The sequence below is a fragment of the Roseicyclus sp. genome, assembly GCF_052168335.1.
In the GTDB taxonomy this organism is placed as follows: domain Bacteria; phylum Pseudomonadota; class Alphaproteobacteria; order Rhodobacterales; family Rhodobacteraceae; genus Roseibacterium.
Genome location: NZ_JBQLZP010000401.1, coordinates 1 through 15,619 on the forward strand (window position 1 = coordinate 1; position 15,619 = coordinate 15,619).

A 15,619-nucleotide genomic window follows, 5' to 3' on the forward strand; every position below is an offset into this window, starting at 1 on the left:
TAACCGCCACCGCCACGACGGACATGAGAAGCAGCAGCGCCACCACCGGCCCGCCGAGATCGACGAGCCCGGAGAGGTTGGACATTCCGGCCGCGATGTTCATCCGATCACCTCCACGCCGTCGACGCGGCTTTCGACGCTCAATCCCTCCGCGCAGGCACTCGCCTCCGCCCCCGCGCAGGTGTCGACGCCGTTGATCAGGACCCGCCCGAGCGCGTCGCAGGACAGGCCGCCCATGTCGAACTCGCGCACGCGCGGACGCCCGGCGGGCAGCGCGCCCAGATCGAGCAGCGTCAGCCGCTCGACCGCGCCATCCGTCGTGAAGAGCACCGTCTCGAAGACCACCTGTCCGAGATCCGCCCCGAGCCCGTTCTCCGCCAGGAAGGTCAGCCTGCACGCGCCCTCGACCTGAAGGACGCGGTTCAGCTCGATCCCGAGCGCCGGCACCGCCTGCTGCACCGCCTCCTGGGCCGCCGCCCCCGAAGCGAGGGCGGCGGAGAGGATTGCGGCACAGGCGGCCTTGCCACGCGAAACCGCCATCAGAAGTCCCACGCGCGCGTCAGCGTCAGCCGCGCCGTCCGCCCGCGCCCGTCCTCCTGCGCGAGCGCATTTCGGAAGGACCGGTCGAAGACGTTGTCCACCCCGAAGCGGACCTCGAACCCCTCGAGCGGGCCCTCCTGCGGCGCGTAGCTCGCGAAGAGCGTGTGCGTCGCGTAGCCGGGGAAGAGGTTCTGCTGCGTGCCCCGCGCCCTCGCATAGTCGCGCTCGGCGAAGGCGTTCACGGTCCAGCCGAAGCCGAGACCGCTCGGCGCGTCGCGGCGCCCGAGGGTCAGGTGCAGGCTGTCCTGCGGAAGCTGGCTCCAGACCTCGTCGTCGGTCAGGTTGCGCCCCTCGATCATCGAGAGGGCGAGGTTGCCGTACCACGTCTCGCTGACCCAGGCGGCCTCGACCTCGATCCCGTAGATCTCCGCCTCGCCCGCGTTGCGGTAGGCGGGCGTGCCGGGCACGAAACTCAGCTCGATCAGGTCCTCGATGAAGGAGTAATGCGCCGTCACCCGCGCGTCGAAGGCGTCGTCGGGCATCAGGAGGCCCGCGGTCGAGTAGGTGAAGCCGAGCTCCGCGCTGCGGGCGGTCTCGCGCTCGAGGTCGACGGCGGCGGCGGCGTTCCGCGGCGGGCCCGCGCCGAAGACCTGGTAGGTATAGAGCTCGTCGAGCGTCGGCGCGCGCTGCGTCTGCGCCAGCGAGCCGAAGAGGCCGACGCTGTCCGAGATCTCGTAGGTGAAGGCGATCTTGGGCGAGATGGCGAGGATCTCGGCCGTCTCCTGGCTGTCGAAGGCCGAGCCGGGGTTGTCGCGGCCGGGCTCGTTGCGCGCCCATTCCAGCCGCAGGCCCGGCACCAGGACGAGGCCGTTGCCGAAGTCGAGCTCGCTCTGCGCGAAGACGGCGACCCGCGTGGACGTGCCTTCGGGATGGAACGGGATGAAGGTCGAGACGTCGGCCTCGGCCACCCGCTCCTGCCGCAGCACGGTCGCGCCCCAGATCAGCGTGCCGTCGATGTTTCCGAAGGTCGTCCCGGTCGTCACCCGCGCGTCGAGCGAGAGGGTGCGGTAGGCGTAGGTCGTGTCCTCGAAGAAGACGCTGGGGCTGGCGACGCTGGCGTCTTCCTGCCGCACCCGCGTATCGGCATAGGCCAGCGTGACCTCGAGATCGCCGAAGGCCTCGGCGGATTCGAGGATCGCGCTGACGGTCGTGTCGGTGGTGCGCCGGTCGATCGTGCCGAAGAATGGCTGCGCGCCGGTCTGCGAATACTCGGTGTCGGCGAGGTCGCTGTCCCAGCGCTCGAGGATCACGCGGAGCGAACGCGCCTCGGAGAAGTCGTAGGTGAGGCTGACGACGCCCGAGAAAGCCTCGAAGGCGGAGCCGGGGATCGTGGTGCCGCCGCCATCGGCATAGTCGTCGGCATGGCGGAAGTTGAGGTTCGCGAAGAGCCCGAGGTTCTCGTCGAACCGCGTGGCGTAGCGGAGCGCGGCATTGCCGCCGAGCCCGTTGGTCTCGCCCCCGAGCGTCAGGCGGAGCTGGCCGTCCTGCCCCTCGGTCAGGATGTCGTCCACGTCGCAGGTCTCGAACCGGATTACCCCGCCGATGGCGGCGCTCCCGTAGAGCGTGGCCGAGGCCGGTCCGCGCAGCACCTCGACGTTGCAGTAGAGGTTCGGGTCGGAGAAGACCGATCCCATGCGGTACTGCTCGTAATACTGCGTGGCCCCGTCCTGGAGGACGACGATGCGCCCTTCGTCGCCCGCGGGCACCTCGCCCCAGCCGCGGATGTTGAAGGTCTGGCCCAGCACCCGCTCCGAGCCGATGGCCTGGACGCCCGGCACGGCCTCGAAGAACTCGCCGACCGTGGTGGCCTGCTGCTGCGCGATCTCCTCGCGGTCGATCACCGTGACGGCCTGCGGCGTGTCGAGCGCCACCTGCTCGGTTCCCCAGCCCAGGACGATCCGTCCCAGCGGCGTCGTCGTCTCCTGCGCATGTCCGGGGAGGGCCGAAACGGCCATCGTGACGGACAGCGCCGTCGTCGCCCCCAGACACGCGCGCATCCCATGGTAGGCCATGCTGCCCTCGCGCGTTTCGTGATGTCGTGGTGAGGTGCTGGCCTTGTCTCGGCTGGCGGTTCGGGCGGCGGTCCTGTTCCGACGCGGCCCCGATGAGGTCGGTTAGTATGACCTAGCAAAAGAGTCAAGCATTCGGGCCGATGCCGTCCCCGAGCCGCGCAAGCCCCGCCGCCATGGCGCTGAAGGCCTCGAGCCGGTCGCCCTCCGAGGCGCGCTTGCCGAAGAGCTGGAGGATCAGCGCGCCCTCGGCGTCGAAGGCCTCGATGCTGAGGGCCGCGCCGCGCCGGGTCGGCTTGTCAACCAGCCAGACCTCCGCCACGCGGTCGAGCCGCAGGTGCAGGTTGAAGCGCGGGTCGAGCACGTTCTGCCAGGGGCCCATCTCCTTGAGGGTGGCGATGGGACCGGAGTGGATCTGGATGCAGCCGCGATTGCCCACGAAGAGCATGATGCCGATGCCCTCAGCCGCGCAGGCGATCAGCGCGGCGTTCAGCGCCGAGGGGGCGAGGGCCACGGCGAGCGGCTCCCCCGCGATCCGGTAGGCGCCGAGGCGGTTCATCTTCAGCCGCGAGACGAGGCGCAGGAACTGGTGCGTGTCGGTCATGCTTGCCCAGGCCTCGCGCAGCTCGGCCGCCCTGTCGGGGCGGCTGCAGGCCGTCTCGGGCGGCGGGGCGGGCTCGAGCGTCAGCGTGTCCGAGACGTCCCCCGTGGCGAGCCGCGCCACGGCCGCGTCCCAGGCGTCGAGGTCGGTCCCCTCGCGCGGGTAGACCTTGTGGACGGCCTGCCCCGCCGCGTCGAAGACCTGGAGGCTGCGCGGCGGGCCCTTGCCGCCGTCGTTGCGGAGGGCGAAGCCGTGGACCCAGTGCGCGGGAAAGATGCGCAGGTCGATCTCCGGGCCCAGCACCATCGCGGCATGGTCGCCCGGATGCCAGTCCTCGTAGACGCCGGTGCGCTCGTGGACGGCGCTGTCGTTGCGGGTCAGCGCCATCACCTCGCCGAGGCCGCAGACCTCTGCCATCAGGAGGTCGGGGGCGGCGGCGATGCGCGTCACGCCCCGCCCCACCCGGGCCGCGAGGAGGTCGGCCTCGCTCACGCCGAGCCGGATGGCGAGGTCGCGGGGCCTCAGGCCCGTCTCCGCGTCGAGGGCCGCGCGGATGGCGGCTGCATCGGACTTCGCGGTGTCGATCCTCGGAATGCTCATCTCGCGTCCCTTCCCCGGCCGCTCAGGCCGCCTGCCCCTTTGCGATGTGCTGGATCGCCGAGAAGCCCTCGAAGTTGGGATGTCCCTCATGCAGCCTGCGGGTGCCACCCGCGCTGGCATGGGCGGCGCGGAACTGCTCCGACCGGGTCCAGGCGCGGAAGGACGCCTCGCTCTCCCAGACCGTGTGGGAGGCGTAGAGGATCGTGCCGTCCTCGCGCTCGGGGCCGCGCAGCATGTGGAACTCGACGAAGCCCTCCATGTCGGTCAGGTGGCTGTCCCGGCCGAGCCAGACGGCCTCGAAGGCCTCCGCGTTCTCGGGACGGACGGCGAAGCGGTTCATTGCGAGATACATGGGCTGTCTCCTCTCTGGTGGCGGGTCCGGCCCGGGCGGCGGGCCATGTGGGGCAGAAGGAACGTGGCCGGCGGCGCGGGCGCGGCATTGACCCGGAGCGGGCAGCCATAGGCGCCCGACAGCGTCGCGTCGGTCAGAACCTCGGCCGGCGTTCCCTGCGCGGCGACGCGCCCCGCGTCCAGAAGCGCGACGCGGTCGGCATAGATCGCGGTGAGGTTCAGGTCGTGCATGATCGCGACGACGCCGCCGCCCCGCGCGGCGTAGTCGGCCAGGAGGTCCATCACCTCGAGCTGGTGGCCGATGTCGAGGCTCGCCACCGGCTCGTCGAGGAACAGCCAGCGCGGCCCGTCGCGGCCGACCGGCTCCCAGACCTGGGCCAGCACGCGGGCGAGCTGCACCCGGCTCTGCTCGCCGCCCGAAAGTTCCTGGTAGAAGCGCCCCTCGAAGCCCGCGAGGCCCACGCGCTCCAGCGCCTCGGAGGCGCGGCGCTCGGGCGCGGGCCCGGCGGCCGCCATCTGGCCGAGGCGGACGATCTCGAGCGCGGTGAAGGGAAAGGCGATGCGGCTCGCCTGCGGCAGCACCGCGCGCCGCCCCGCGAGACGCCAGCCGGGAAGCCGTGCGATATCCTCGCCGTCGAGGCGGATCTGGCCGGTATAGGGCAGGTCCTGCGTCATCGCGCGCAGGAGCGTCGTCTTCCCCGAGCCGTTGGGGCCGACGATGGCAGTGACCTCCCCCGGCTCCGCGCGGAAGCCGACGCCGTGCAGCACGGGCGCGTCGGAGAGCGAGACGCGGATATCCGTCGCGATCAGCGTCACAGGTCGAGCAATCCCCGGTTGCGAATGAGAATCCACAGGAAGAACGGCCCGCCGAGCGTCGCGGTGACGATCCCGATGGGCAGTTCCGCGGGCGCCACGATGGTGCGCGCGATCATGTCCGCCAGGATCAGGAGGCTCGCGCCCAGAAGCGCCGCGTTCGGCAGGAGATAGCGGTGATCCGGCCCGATCATCAGCCGCAGGAGATGCGGCACGACGATGCCGACGAAGCCGATCCCGCCCGAGACCGCGACCGCCGCCCCCGTGGCCGCCGAGACGGTGAGGATGGAGGCGTTCTTCATCCGCTGCACCGGGATGCCGAGATGCGCCGCCGGCCCCTCCCCCAGCGCCAGCGCGTTCAGCGCCCGCGCGAGGAAGGGCGTCGCGGCGAGCGCGGCGAGGATCAGCACACCCGCGATCAGCACCTTGTCCCATGTCGCCCCGGCCAGCGAGCCGAGGCCCCAGAAGGTGAGGTCGCGAAGCTGCGTGTCGTCTGCGAGGTAGATCAGGATGCCCGAGAGCGCCCCGGCGAGCGCCGCGATGGCGATCCCGCCGAGCAGCATCACCGCGACCGAGGTGCGCCCGCGATGGGTCGAGAGCCGGTAGAGCAGGATCGTGGTCAGCCAGCCGCCGAGAAACGCCGCGACCGGCACGAGGTGGTAGCCGAGCGCATCGCGGAGCGCGAGCGGCAGGACGCTCCCAAGGACGATCGCGCCGATGGCGCCAAGGCCCGCGCCCGCGCCCACGCCCACGAGCCCCGGATCGGCCAGCGGATTGCGGAAGAGCCCCTGCATCACCGCCCCCGAGACCGCCAGCGCCGCGCCGACGAGGATGCCCATGGCCAGCCGCGGCAACCGGATGTCGAAGAGGATCACGGCCTCGCGCGCGCCGATCGCCTCGCCCTGCACGAGCTGGAGGGCCGCGTTCCGCACCACGCCGCCGGAGGCGCCCGTGCCGAGGCTCGCCGCCGAGACCGCCACGAGCAGCAGCGCGAGCGCGACGAAGGACCGGCGGCCGGTCCGCCTGCGGTCTCCCGCGCGGACCGGAGCGCGCGCGCCCTCTGCGGACGTGACCGCCACGCCTCAGCTCCCTGTCCGGTCGAGGGCGTGGGACAGCGCGCGCACCGCCTCGGGCGTGCGCGGGCCGAAGCCCAGAAGCAGGAGGCCCGGCAGACGCACGATGGCCCCGGCCTCGGCCGCCGGCGTCGTGCCGAGCGCCGGATGGGCGCGGATGCCCGCGTCGTCTGCGGCATGGTCGCCCGAGCGGTCCATCATCAGGATCACGTCCGGCGCCGAGAGGAGGACCGCCTCGTCGCCGACCTGCTTGTAGCCCTCGAAACCCGAGAGGGCGTTGACGCCCCCCGCAAGCTCGATGATCGCCGACGCCCCGGTGCCCTCGCCCGCCGCCATGATGCGCCCGCCCTGCATCGACAGGACGAAGAGGACGCGCGGGGGAACGTCGCGCCGCGCCGCCGCGACGGCCTCAGCCAGCTCCGCCTCGACGCTGTCGGCGAGCGCGGCGCCCGCTTCCTCCAGCCCGAGGGCGCCTGCCACGGCCTCGATCCGCGCGCGGATGGCGGCCGCGTCGTGGCCCTCGGGCACGGTCACGAGCGGCACGTTCGCCGCCGCGAGAACGTCGATCGTCTCGGGCGGTCCGCTGCCCTCGATGGCGAGGATCAGGTCGGGATCGACCGACAGGACGCCCTCCGGCGACAACGCGCGGACATAGCCCACGTCGGGCAGCGCCTCGGCCTCGGCGGGATGGGTCGAGGTGGTGTCGCGCGCGACCAGAAGGTCGCCCGCACCGAGCGCGAAGACGATCTCGGTCACGACCCCGCCGAGCGCGACGACGCGCTCCGGCGCGTCGGCCCGCGCCGGGGCCGTCACGCCCGCGGCGAGGAGAGCCGACACCGTCAGGCAAAGGGCGGAGAACGACAGGGAGAGGCGCAGGCGCGCGTGTCTGGGCATGGGAGGAACCAACGGCTGAGCGAGAACGGACGTTCTGCTGGCGCGCCGGCTGACCCGGCCCCGCTGGCGGCATATTCTCCGACTGAAATACTCAACCAATGGGCCGGCGACAAGCCCGTTCTTGCCCCGGCGCCGAAACCCGCCCGGTCACGCGCCGCGCAGCGCGCCGTGGACGTGGCGGACCAGGGCCGCCACGGAACCCACGCCCATCTTCGCCTCGGCGTTCTTGAGGTGCCAGCGGACGGTGCCGGGCGTGATCCCGCGCGCGGCCGCGAAGGCCTCGACCGTCCGTCCGTTCGCGAGCGCAAGGGCAAGCTCCGCCTCCGTCGGCGTGAGATCCCAGAGCCGGCGGAGATGCGGGACGCCGCCTGCGAGCGCGCGCGCAGGGTCGGTCACGGTCACAAGGCAGTGCCGCGCCGGTCCGCCGAGCGCATCCGCCGCCCGGAGCGGCAGGACCTCCACCAGGAAGGGCGGCCCGTCCTCGTCCCTGCGCGGCAGGCGCACCGCCATCGGCCCCGCGAAGGTCGCGGCCGCGTCGAGGGTGCAGGCGGCGCGGATCAACCGCCGGAGTGCGCTGCCCGCCCCGGGCGTCCAGGCGTCGAGCCCCGAGGGACCGGACCGCAGTTCCCGCCGCGCCGCGAGAAACCGCTCCGCCGCGGCGTTCAGCTCGCGAACACGGCACCCGCGATCGACGATCAGCGCGGCGACCGGCAGGCGGTCGAGCAGTTCGGCCGCCAGCGCCTCGGCCCCCTCCGCCCGGCGCAGGCGCTGGGAGACGTCCAACGTCCGGCGCAGGTGCGGCAGGAGCCGGTCGAGCAGCCGGATCTCCCCCGGATCGAAACAGCCGACGCTCGGCGCGCGGAGAAAGCCGATGTGGACGAGCCAGGTCGCCTCCCGCTCGAGGATGGCGCCCATCGCGTGCCGCAGGCCCTGCGGGCGCACCCATTCGTTGTAGTAGGCCGAGGCCTCGAACCCCGGCGGCTCGGCGCGATCGTCGTGCGTGCGGTCCCGCGGCAGCTTCTCGAGTTCCCTGATCCAGACGTTTTCGCCGAGGAAGTGCGTGTCGTAGGTCTCGCGGAAGTGCGGGTCGAACCCCGTCGAGCCGAGCGCCCGCGCGGTCCCGGTCGCGTAGTCCTCGATCACGAAGTCTCCCGCCTGGGCCCCGAGAGCCTCGGTGAGCGCCTCGACGAAGGGCGCCCAGTGCTCGGGCCGGTCGACGGCGCCGTAGCACATGTCGAGAAGGTCGAGATACGCGCCGTCGTCCATGTCTCCGCCGAGCCCTTCAGGAGCGGATGCTTCGGCTGAAAATGTGCAATGTCAATCAAATCTTGCACGAGGAACCCGCGCCCCTGCCCCCTCCCAGCCGGGAGGGGACGGTCCGGCGGCCGATGGCTAGCCTGCCCAAGCGACGTGCCGGTCCCCGCGCCGGTTCCCGCGAGACCCCGGCAGGAGCACCCCGATGACGAACCATGGACAGGAGAACGCGCACCGCCGGTGGAGCGGGCTCGGACAGGCCGGGCTCGGCCGACGCAGCGGCTTCGCCGGCGCCGCCTCGATCCCGGGCATCGCGCGTGCGAACCGGCCCCGCCACCGCAACGGTGCGGCGGTCTTCGCGCCTGCGCTCGACGGCGGGGCGCGCGACTTCCCCAAGCCGGATGACGAGGGCTGTCCTGGCGCCCGGCGCAGGGGGCTCGCCACGCTGCTGGCCGCGGCGCTGCTGGTCCATGCCGCCGCCGGTCCCGCCCACGCCGAGGAGACGGAGGCGAACCCCCTCCTGCTCCCGCGCACCGCCCCTGCGGACGGGCCCCCCCCCGCCCTCACGCCGAGGATCGAGAGCGACAACTGCGACCCGTCGCCGTCCGGCCCGGCGATCCACCTCGGAAGCTAGGGCGCGGGAGGGTCGGGCGGAGCGGGATAAGCGCGAGACTCATGTCGGGCACGGCCGCAGCAAGGGTCGCCGATCCGGTTCGGACGCGCCACACCGCCACCGCTCACCCGGTCCGTACGAAGCCGGGCGCCCTGCCCCGCCGCCATCGGGCTAGTCCCGGGTCTCGGGATTGATCATGTGGATCGGCGCGCCCCCGGCGTAGGCGTTGATCTGCGCGTAGATGTCCGCGAACTGGAGGTCGAGCTCGTCCTCGGTGACGAAGCCGATATGCGGTGTCGCGATGACGTTGGGGTGCAGCACCAGGGGATCGACGGGCGCGGCCATCGGCTCGCGGTCGAAGACATCGAGCGCGAGGCGCCCCGGACGCCCCGCCGCGAGCGCCGCCTCGAGCGCGCCCGCCTCGACGAGACCCGAGCGGGAGGTGTTCACGAAGGTGGCCGCGGGCTTCATGGCGAGAAGGTCTTCGCGGGTGACGATGCCCCTCGTCTCGGGCTTGAGCCGCACGTGGAGCGAGACGAAATCGCTCTCGGCGAAGAAGGCCGCGCGGCTCTCGGCCACGGTTTCTCCGTTGGCGGCGGCGCGGGCGCGGCCGGCCTCCGAGGCCCACCAGACGACCTCCATCCCGAAGGCGCGGGCATAGGCCGCGACCTGTCGCGCGATCCGCCCGTAGCCGTAGAGCCCGAGCCTTCGCCCCCGCAGCGTCTGGCCCGGCGCAAGCTGCCAGCGCCCCGCCCGGAGCGAGGCCATCTGCTGCGGGATCTCCCGCGCGGAGGCGAGGATCAGCGCGAAGGTCAGCTCCGCCGCCGCCACGGAGGGCGCGTCCGACTGCATGTTCGAGCACAGGAGCACGCCGTTCGCCGTGCAGGCGGGGACGTCGACATGCGGATAGACGCCGCGCTGGCTGATGAGGCGCAGGTTCGGCAGCCGCCCGAGCAGGTCGGCGGTGATCGCGGTGCGCTCGCGGAAGAGGACGAGCGCCTCGGCCTCCGCCAGCCGTTCGGCCAGGACCGCCGTGTCCTCGGCATGATCGGTCCAGACCGTGACCTCGTGCCCGTCGAGCAGGCCAAAGCTCGGCAGGGTGCGCAGCGTGTCGAACCAGTCGTCGAGGATGTGGACCTTCATCTCCCGTGCCCCCGCGCGCCGGCGCCGGGGCCGCGGCGGGCGAACCGCAACCGGCGCTGCAGGCCCCCGCCCGCTGCCGGATCGCATGTCATGGCGTGCTGGATCATCGGCCGTCCCGCGGAGCTCTGCATACCGCCGCATACCGATTGCAATGATCCTCGGCAAGATGCCGCGCGACCGGAGCTGCCCGCCGGATCGGGGCCCGGATCGGGGCCCGCCTCGGGATCGCCACCCGCCACTCCGCAGCCATCCGCCCCGTCCGGCATAGGCAACAGGCTTTCACGGCAGGGCTTTTCCCGCTTGTATCCCGGGCCTGAACGCTGCTATCCGCGTCGGCGGAGACGTGGCCGAGTGGTCGAAGGCGCTCCCCTGCTAAGGGAGTAGGCGGGAAACCGTCTCGAGGGTTCGAATCCCTTCGTCTCCGCCACCCTGTTCGCCCGAATTGTGCAGGCCCGCTTCGCGGCGGCGGGACCATGCCGGGCGCGTGCCTTGCTGGACGGGGCGATGGGGCAGGCTCACGGCCGTCGCGCACCTGGGAACGCGCGTTTTTTCAGGATGTCGGGCCACCGGTGGGGCATCTCCCGAGGTGCGCTCCCTGCGCACCGCGCGCGGCATTTGTCCACAAAATGGAAACAATAGAATGCCTTCCGGCGCCTGCAATATGTTGAACGAATCATCCGAATCTGTTTTTGTTGTCATGCAAAATTAGTTCCGCTAGCTGGGAGGGTGGAGCTGTCTCGAGATGCTTCGGGCATTTCGTCATTCCGATTCTGCCTTTTCTGCCGGAATTGCCAAGAAACGCCGAATCCAGATTTTCGGCACCACTTTCCTTGTAATTCGCCGTCCATCTGTACGGCGCCGTGGTGTACTGTAGGCACCGCGTAACGGTGGGGTATTTGGTATGTATGCATTGCAGGATTTCTCCGTATCGCGTCATCCTCTTCCAAAGCTGTCCATGGCGCTCCGCGCAGCGGAGACCCAGGTGGCGCAGAAACCGGACAACCGCGCGACCATTCTCGTCATCCACGAACGCACGGCGGAGGGTGAATGCCTCGCCAGCGCCCTCGAGCGGGCCTGTCCGGACTTCCGCGTCGTGGCGCAGTCACGGCCTCCGTTCGAGGGATCGCGGGAATCGCCGGATCTCGTGCTGAGCGTCCTCGACGAGATCGTGCATGACGCGGCGTCCCTTTCACGGTCGATCGAGGCCCTCAAGACGGCGTTCGACGGCGTGCCCTTCGTGATCGTGACCGAAGAGGAGGCGACAGTTCCCGTATCGGCCAGCCTCTTCGCCCATGGCGCGAGCGGCTGCCTGTCCCATTCCGCGGGACTCGAGGGCCTGACGAAGATGCTCTGGCTCGTCCTGCACGGTGGAATATGCTTCCCACGCAAGGGCTTGGTCGCCACGGCCGCCGAGGCGGAGGGCGCCGCCACGCAGGAGGCCGAGGCGTCGGTTCGGGACGCGCTCGAGCCGCCCGACCCCGAGGAACCGCAGGGCGTCCCCGACACGGGCCTGACGTGCCGCGAGACCGAGGTGGTCGAGAAGCTCAGGATGGGAAAGCCGAACAAGATCATCGCCTACGAGCTCGGCATCTCCATTTCGACGGTCAAGGTGCACCTGCGGAACATCATGCGAAAGACCGGCGCCACCAACCGGGTCGAGGCGGTCCTGCTGACCAGCGTCGCATCCGGGACCACGTGGCCGGTCCCGTCACACCGTTGAACGAGGCTCACGGACGCCGACATCGTGGGCCCTACGAGGGAGCAGCAATCGGATCTGGTCCAATCGGAGGGACGTCATGACCACACTAACCTTGCGCGCCGCTTCCTTTGCGATGGCTGCCGTGATCGCGATCGCCGGAGGCGCCGGCGCGACCACGTATCAGAACTGGGCATTCCAGGGCAGCCTGAACGAGTTCGGCGAATGGATTCCGGATCAGAACGGAAATCTCGGATTCGGAAACGTCGGCATGAACAATTACGGCATCGGCAATGTCGGAAACGGGAACCGGGGCCTGTTCAATTCCGGTGACGATAACGTGGGCCGCCGCAACGAGGGCACCGGAAACCAGGGATTCGGGAATGGCGTCAACAGCCCCGACGACACCTCCGGCAACTTCAACATCGGCATCCTGAACGGGCGCAACAATTCCGGAAGCTTCAGCGGAAACGGGAATATCGGGTTCCTCAACGGAAACAACAACGTGGGCGATTTCAACGGAAATTTCAATTTCGGGATCGCCAACGGGAACTTCAACGGCATCGGCAGCCACGACCCGACCAGCGGGAACAACAACGGCAACAACAACGCCGGTTTCTTCAACGGCAATTTCAACGGGATGTTCAATACCGGGCCGTTCAGCGGCAACAGCAACGGCAACGACAACACCGGCGCGCTGAACGGGAACTTCAACGGGATCGGGAACGTCGGGGCCTACAACGGCAACCTGAACGGCAACCTCAACCAGGGCGTCCTCAACGGCAACTTCAACGGGATCGGAAACTTCGGCTTCTTCAGCGGCAACGAGAACGGCAATTTCAACATCGGCTTCCGGAACGGCAACCTCAACGGGATCGGAGAGCTGGCGGGCATCGCGCTGCCCGAGCGGCCGGCCTCGATGTTCGAGCGGCAGCTCGAGAGCATGCTGGGGTCGTCGCTGTCCGATTTCGGCATCGCCTTCACGCGGGCCGGCATCGTCGTGGATCCCGTCATTCCCAATGCGCAGAGCTGGAGCAACCTGCTCACCACGATGGTCTTCACGGTCTACGTGAACCCGCGGGACTTCGCCGACCCGGCGCCGGTTCCCCTGCCGCCCTCGCTGGCATTCATGCTTGCCGGGCTTCTCGCCCTTCTCGGGGTGAGCCGACGCCGCAAGGGCACGGCTCCGGCCCCTGCCCCATCGACCTGACCGCCCCCGAGGTCACGCGATCTTTCCACGGGCCGCGCCCCGAAGCGCGGCCCGTCTTCATTCCGCGAGCGCGTTCTTCCGGGCGGACCCGGCGCAGTCCCCCGCCCCCCCAAAGGGAGTAGTCGGCCATGGCTCATCCGGGCGCCAGCGACCAAGTGGCTGCGAATACGAATCTTTTCCCGGCATCGCCCCTCGCCCGCGAGGGGTAGTCCGAATGGGCGAGTCGACCCGACACCCCGCGCGGGGACACGCTGAGGGGTGAGCGCAGGCTCCTTCGAACGGCCTGCGGATCGTCCACCAGACGTCAGGAGAAGACCCATGCTCAAGCTCGGACACATGATTTCCACGATGCTCCTCGGGGGCGCCATGGTCGCGCTGCCGGCCGCTGCGGACGTTCTGAGCCGGGCCGACCTCGACAGGGTTATCGGCGGCCAGTGCTGGAACTGCGGGAACGGCAACGGCAACGGCAACACCGGGCTCGGCAACGGCAACGGCAACGGCAACGGCAACTGGGGCGCCTTCAACGGCAACGGAAACGGCAACGGCAATACCGGGCTCGCCAACGGGAACGGCAACGGCAACAGCAACGTCGGCGCCTTCAGCGGCAACAACAACGGGAACTTCAACAGCGGCACGCTCAACGGGAACGTGAACGGCAACGGTGCGCCCGACGCCCAGGGCAACATCGGCTTCGGGAACGGCGGGACCGGCAATGTCGGCGCCTGGAACGGCCTCGGCAACAGCTCGCCCACGTCCGGCAACAACAACGTCGGCGCCTACAACGGCAACTTCAACGGCGGAATGTTCAACGGAAACGGGAACATCGGCTCGTTCAACGGGAACTTCAACGGCAACAACTGACGGCCGCCTCGACCCGGCGCGGACGCCATGCCGTCCGCGCCGCTGCCCTGGCGACCAAGGGGCCGAAAGGCCTCGTTCTGTCCACAATACCCCATATGGCCAAGTTGATTGTGTCCAGGCCGTGCACTGAAATCCAGGAACGGAGGGGCCGAACCGGCCCCGAGGAGGCGAAGATGCAGACCCTTGCAACGCTCGTGATCGCGCTGACCCTGGGTCCGGTCGGCGCAGACGCCCCTTCCGCCGGGGACCATCTGCACCGGGTCGACTTCTCCGGCGCGTTGAGCGACGCCATCGATGCCGCCATGTCCGGCGGCAGCGTCGGTCAGGGAAACGGCAACGGAAACGGGAATGTCGGCGTCGGGAACGGCAACAACAATTCCGGCAACGGCAACGGCAACAACAACGTCGGCAACAACAACGGCAACAACAACTCCGGCAACGACAACGGCAACGACAATGTCGGCGACGGCAACGGCAACGACAATTCCGGCGACGACAACGGCAATGACAACGTCGGGAACGGCTTCGGCAACGGCAACGCGACGAGCGGCAACGGCAACGGCAATGTCGCGGCGCGCGGGAGCGGCGACGGCGGTGTCCGGATCATCCGGCCGCCCGGTGTCGGCGCGGCGCCGGTGCTCGGTCCGGTCGACGGGGTGGTGGTGTGCCAGCGGGTCCGCTTTCTCTGGATGACCGAACTTCGGTGCAACTGAGCGGCCCATGGCGACATGGGATGTAGCAGGTGATGTTGAACGGTGCGAGGGAACAGGGTGCAAACCCGCTGGTTCTGGTCCGGTCGAACCGCCGGCTGCTCGTCGACTGCCTCTCGCACCACTTCACCACCGCCGAGCCGGCCTTCCGGGTGGCCTCGAGCATCCCCGGGTCCCGCGATCCGGCCGTCCCGATGGTCTGCGTCTACGACGTCGGGCTGGCGAGCTACGATCTGCCGGACAAGAAGCGCGCGATCGAGGAGCTCCGGGATGCCGCGCCGGACATGCGCATCCTCATCTATGCCGGCCGCACCTCCGATGCCGAGGCCGGCGAGTGGATCATCGCGGGCGCGCACGGATACTTCTCGACCCTCTCCACCAAGGCGATGCTGACGGCGGCCGTGACGCTGCTGGCGGCGGGGGGCCTCTACCTTCCGGCCGACGTGACGCGGTCCCTGCTGCTCTCCGCCCCGGAGACGCGGGCGGATGACTGACGCCCGCCTCCCCGTCCGGCGCGTCCTCCTCTCCATAGCCCTTGCAGCCCATGCCTCGCCGAGCGGCGCCGAGACGCCGCTCGGCGGGCCCGCGGACGCCTGGCAGGCCCGCGTCATCCTGCAGACCGAGGACGTGACCTGCCTGCCCGCGGCGCTGGCAAATCTCCTCCGCTTCCGCTTCGGCCTCGAGGTCGATCAGAGCCGCCTCGTCGCGGAGATGCTCGGCGGTCGCAGCCTGTCGGACATCCGCGCGCAGGGCGGCTTCTCGCTGGGCGACGGGCTCGAGGTCGTGGCGGCGCGGGCCCTCTCGGCCTGGGGCGAGGGCGGGCTCGGGCTCGACGAACTGGGCGCGCGGCTTCCGGCGATCCTGCAGACCGAGACGGAGGGCGGCGCGCTGCATTTCGTGACCGTCCTCGCCCGGGAGGGCGAGCTCTTCGCGGTGGCGGATCCCGCGACGGGCGGCAGCTGGATGACCGCGGGCGCGCTCGGCGCGCGCTGGACGGGGATCGCGTTCTTCGTGACCGAACCGCCCGGCCTCTGATCGAGCGGGACCCGCCGACCCTCGCACGAAGAAAGGCCGCCCCGCGAAACGCGGAGCGGCCGGGCGACGCACAAGGGCCTGGGTCAGTTGCCGTTGCCGTTGCCGTTGCCGTTGCCGAAGCCGAAGTTGAAGTTGCCGTTGGAGTTGCCGTTGAAG

16 protein-coding genes and 1 tRNA gene are annotated in these 15,619 nt (G+C 70.3%); 8 read left to right on the forward strand and 9 right to left on the reverse strand.

Going from position 1 to position 15,619, the window contains the following annotated elements; all coding sequences use genetic code 11:
* Positions 1–99: 99 nt before the first annotated feature.
* The 8 genes from ACTS11_RS12245 to ACTS11_RS12280 all read right to left on the reverse strand — a co-directional run bounded on the left by ACTS11_RS12245 (position 100) and on the right by ACTS11_RS12280 (position 8,207).
* Positions 100–540, reverse strand: a complete 441-nt coding sequence (locus ACTS11_RS12245) for a hypothetical protein (RefSeq protein WP_442640596.1) — start codon at positions 538–540, stop codon at positions 100–102.
* Positions 540–2,612, reverse strand: coding sequence for a TonB-dependent receptor domain-containing protein (locus ACTS11_RS12250; RefSeq protein WP_442640597.1), 2,073 nt, complete (start codon positions 2,610–2,612; stop codon positions 540–542). Before ACTS11_RS12250 ends, ACTS11_RS12245 begins: the two co-directional genes overlap by 1 nt.
* A gap of 124 nt (positions 2,613–2,736) precedes the next feature.
* Positions 2,737–3,810, reverse strand: a complete 1,074-nt coding sequence (locus ACTS11_RS12255; RefSeq protein WP_442640598.1) for a hemin-degrading factor — start codon at positions 3,808–3,810, stop codon at positions 2,737–2,739.
* A gap of 22 nt (positions 3,811–3,832) precedes the next feature.
* Complete coding sequence (locus tag ACTS11_RS12260) at positions 3,833–4,162, reverse strand: antibiotic biosynthesis monooxygenase family protein (RefSeq protein WP_442640599.1); 330 nt, start codon at positions 4,160–4,162, stop codon at positions 3,833–3,835.
* Positions 4,147–4,977, reverse strand: coding sequence for a heme ABC transporter ATP-binding protein (locus tag ACTS11_RS12265; RefSeq protein WP_442640600.1), 831 nt, complete (start codon positions 4,975–4,977; stop codon positions 4,147–4,149). Before ACTS11_RS12265 ends, ACTS11_RS12260 begins: the two co-directional genes overlap by 16 nt.
* Complete coding sequence (locus ACTS11_RS12270; protein WP_442640601.1) at positions 4,974–6,053, reverse strand: FecCD family ABC transporter permease; 1,080 nt, start codon at positions 6,051–6,053, stop codon at positions 4,974–4,976. Before ACTS11_RS12270 ends, ACTS11_RS12265 begins: the two co-directional genes overlap by 4 nt.
* A gap of 3 nt (positions 6,054–6,056) precedes the next feature.
* On the reverse strand, positions 6,057–6,941 hold the full coding sequence (locus ACTS11_RS12275) for a heme/hemin ABC transporter substrate-binding protein (RefSeq protein WP_442640602.1): 885 nt from the start codon (positions 6,939–6,941) through the stop codon (positions 6,057–6,059).
* 147 nt (positions 6,942–7,088) lie between these two features.
* Positions 7,089–8,207 carry a helix-turn-helix transcriptional regulator gene (locus ACTS11_RS12280; RefSeq protein ID WP_442640603.1) on the reverse strand — a complete coding sequence of 373 codons (1,119 nt, stop codon included), beginning with the start codon at positions 8,205–8,207 and terminating at the stop codon, positions 7,089–7,091.
* 193 nt (positions 8,208–8,400) lie between these two features.
* Here ACTS11_RS12280 and ACTS11_RS12285 point away from each other — a divergent pair, with 193 nt between their 5' ends.
* On the forward strand, positions 8,401–8,829 hold the full coding sequence (locus ACTS11_RS12285; protein ID WP_442640604.1) for a hypothetical protein: 429 nt from the start codon (positions 8,401–8,403) through the stop codon (positions 8,827–8,829).
* Positions 8,830–8,979: 150 nt separating this feature from the next.
* On the opposite strand, the gene ACTS11_RS12290 is transcribed toward ACTS11_RS12285, so the two are convergent.
* Positions 8,980–9,951 (reverse strand): D-2-hydroxyacid dehydrogenase family protein, encoded by a 972-nt coding sequence (locus ACTS11_RS12290; protein WP_442640605.1) that lies wholly within the window; start codon positions 9,949–9,951, stop codon positions 8,980–8,982.
* 337 nt (positions 9,952–10,288) lie between these two features.
* On the opposite strand from ACTS11_RS12290, the gene ACTS11_RS12295 reads away from it, so the two are divergent.
* The 7 genes from ACTS11_RS12295 (at position 10,289) to ACTS11_RS12325 (ending at position 15,463) form a co-directional block, all read left to right on the forward strand.
* Positions 10,289–10,378, forward strand: a tRNA-Ser gene (locus ACTS11_RS12295).
* Positions 10,379–10,906: 528 nt separating this feature from the next.
* Positions 10,907–11,671 (forward strand): helix-turn-helix transcriptional regulator, encoded by a 765-nt coding sequence (locus ACTS11_RS12300; RefSeq protein WP_442640606.1) that lies wholly within the window; start codon positions 10,907–10,909, stop codon positions 11,669–11,671.
* Between the two features lie 76 nt (positions 11,672–11,747).
* Positions 11,748–12,857, forward strand: a complete 1,110-nt coding sequence (locus ACTS11_RS12305; protein WP_442640607.1) for a hypothetical protein — start codon at positions 11,748–11,750, stop codon at positions 12,855–12,857.
* Between the two features lie 318 nt (positions 12,858–13,175).
* Positions 13,176–13,718 carry a hypothetical protein gene (locus ACTS11_RS12310; RefSeq protein WP_442640608.1) on the forward strand — a complete coding sequence of 181 codons (543 nt, stop codon included), beginning with the start codon at positions 13,176–13,178 and terminating at the stop codon, positions 13,716–13,718.
* Between the two features lie 173 nt (positions 13,719–13,891).
* Positions 13,892–14,431: a hypothetical protein gene (locus ACTS11_RS12315; protein WP_442640609.1), complete on the forward strand. Its 540-nt coding sequence runs from the start codon at positions 13,892–13,894 to the stop codon at positions 14,429–14,431.
* A gap of 32 nt (positions 14,432–14,463) precedes the next feature.
* Positions 14,464–14,922: a hypothetical protein gene (locus ACTS11_RS12320; protein ID WP_442640610.1), complete on the forward strand. Its 459-nt coding sequence runs from the start codon at positions 14,464–14,466 to the stop codon at positions 14,920–14,922.
* Positions 14,915–15,463 (forward strand): cysteine peptidase family C39 domain-containing protein, encoded by a 549-nt coding sequence (locus tag ACTS11_RS12325; RefSeq protein WP_442640611.1) that lies wholly within the window; start codon positions 14,915–14,917, stop codon positions 15,461–15,463. Before ACTS11_RS12320 ends, ACTS11_RS12325 begins: the two co-directional genes overlap by 8 nt.
* Positions 15,464–15,619: the final 156 nt, after the last annotated feature.

Excerpts from the sequence above, each read along its gene's own strand:
- ACTS11_RS12245 (WP_442640596.1), bottom strand. The coding sequence starts at position 540 with ATGGCGGTTTCGCGTGGCAAGGCCGCCTGTGCCGCAATCCTCTCCGCC.
- ACTS11_RS12250 (WP_442640597.1), bottom strand. The coding sequence starts at position 2,612 with ATGGCCTACCATGGGATGCGCGCGTGTCTGGGGGCGACGACGGCGCTG.
- ACTS11_RS12255 (WP_442640598.1), bottom strand. The coding sequence starts at position 3,810 with ATGAGCATTCCGAGGATCGACACCGCGAAGTCCGATGCAGCCGCCATC.
- ACTS11_RS12260 (WP_442640599.1), bottom strand. The coding sequence starts at position 4,162 with ATGTATCTCGCAATGAACCGCTTCGCCGTCCGTCCCGAGAACGCGGAG.
- ACTS11_RS12275 (WP_442640602.1), bottom strand. The coding sequence starts at position 6,941 with ATGCCCAGACACGCGCGCCTGCGCCTCTCCCTGTCGTTCTCCGCCCTT.
- ACTS11_RS12280 (WP_442640603.1), bottom strand. The coding sequence starts at position 8,207 with ATGGACGACGGCGCGTATCTCGACCTTCTCGACATGTGCTACGGCGCC.
- ACTS11_RS12285 (WP_442640604.1), top strand. The coding sequence starts at position 8,401 with ATGACGAACCATGGACAGGAGAACGCGCACCGCCGGTGGAGCGGGCTC.
- ACTS11_RS12290 (WP_442640605.1), bottom strand. The coding sequence starts at position 9,951 with ATGAAGGTCCACATCCTCGACGACTGGTTCGACACGCTGCGCACCCTG.
- ACTS11_RS12300 (WP_442640606.1), top strand. The coding sequence starts at position 10,907 with ATGGCGCTCCGCGCAGCGGAGACCCAGGTGGCGCAGAAACCGGACAAC.
- ACTS11_RS12305 (WP_442640607.1), top strand. The coding sequence starts at position 11,748 with ATGACCACACTAACCTTGCGCGCCGCTTCCTTTGCGATGGCTGCCGTG.
- ACTS11_RS12310 (WP_442640608.1), top strand. The coding sequence starts at position 13,176 with ATGCTCAAGCTCGGACACATGATTTCCACGATGCTCCTCGGGGGCGCC.
- ACTS11_RS12315 (WP_442640609.1), top strand. The coding sequence starts at position 13,892 with ATGCAGACCCTTGCAACGCTCGTGATCGCGCTGACCCTGGGTCCGGTC.
- ACTS11_RS12320 (WP_442640610.1), top strand. The coding sequence starts at position 14,464 with ATGTTGAACGGTGCGAGGGAACAGGGTGCAAACCCGCTGGTTCTGGTC.
- ACTS11_RS12325 (WP_442640611.1), top strand. The coding sequence starts at position 14,915 with ATGACTGACGCCCGCCTCCCCGTCCGGCGCGTCCTCCTCTCCATAGCC.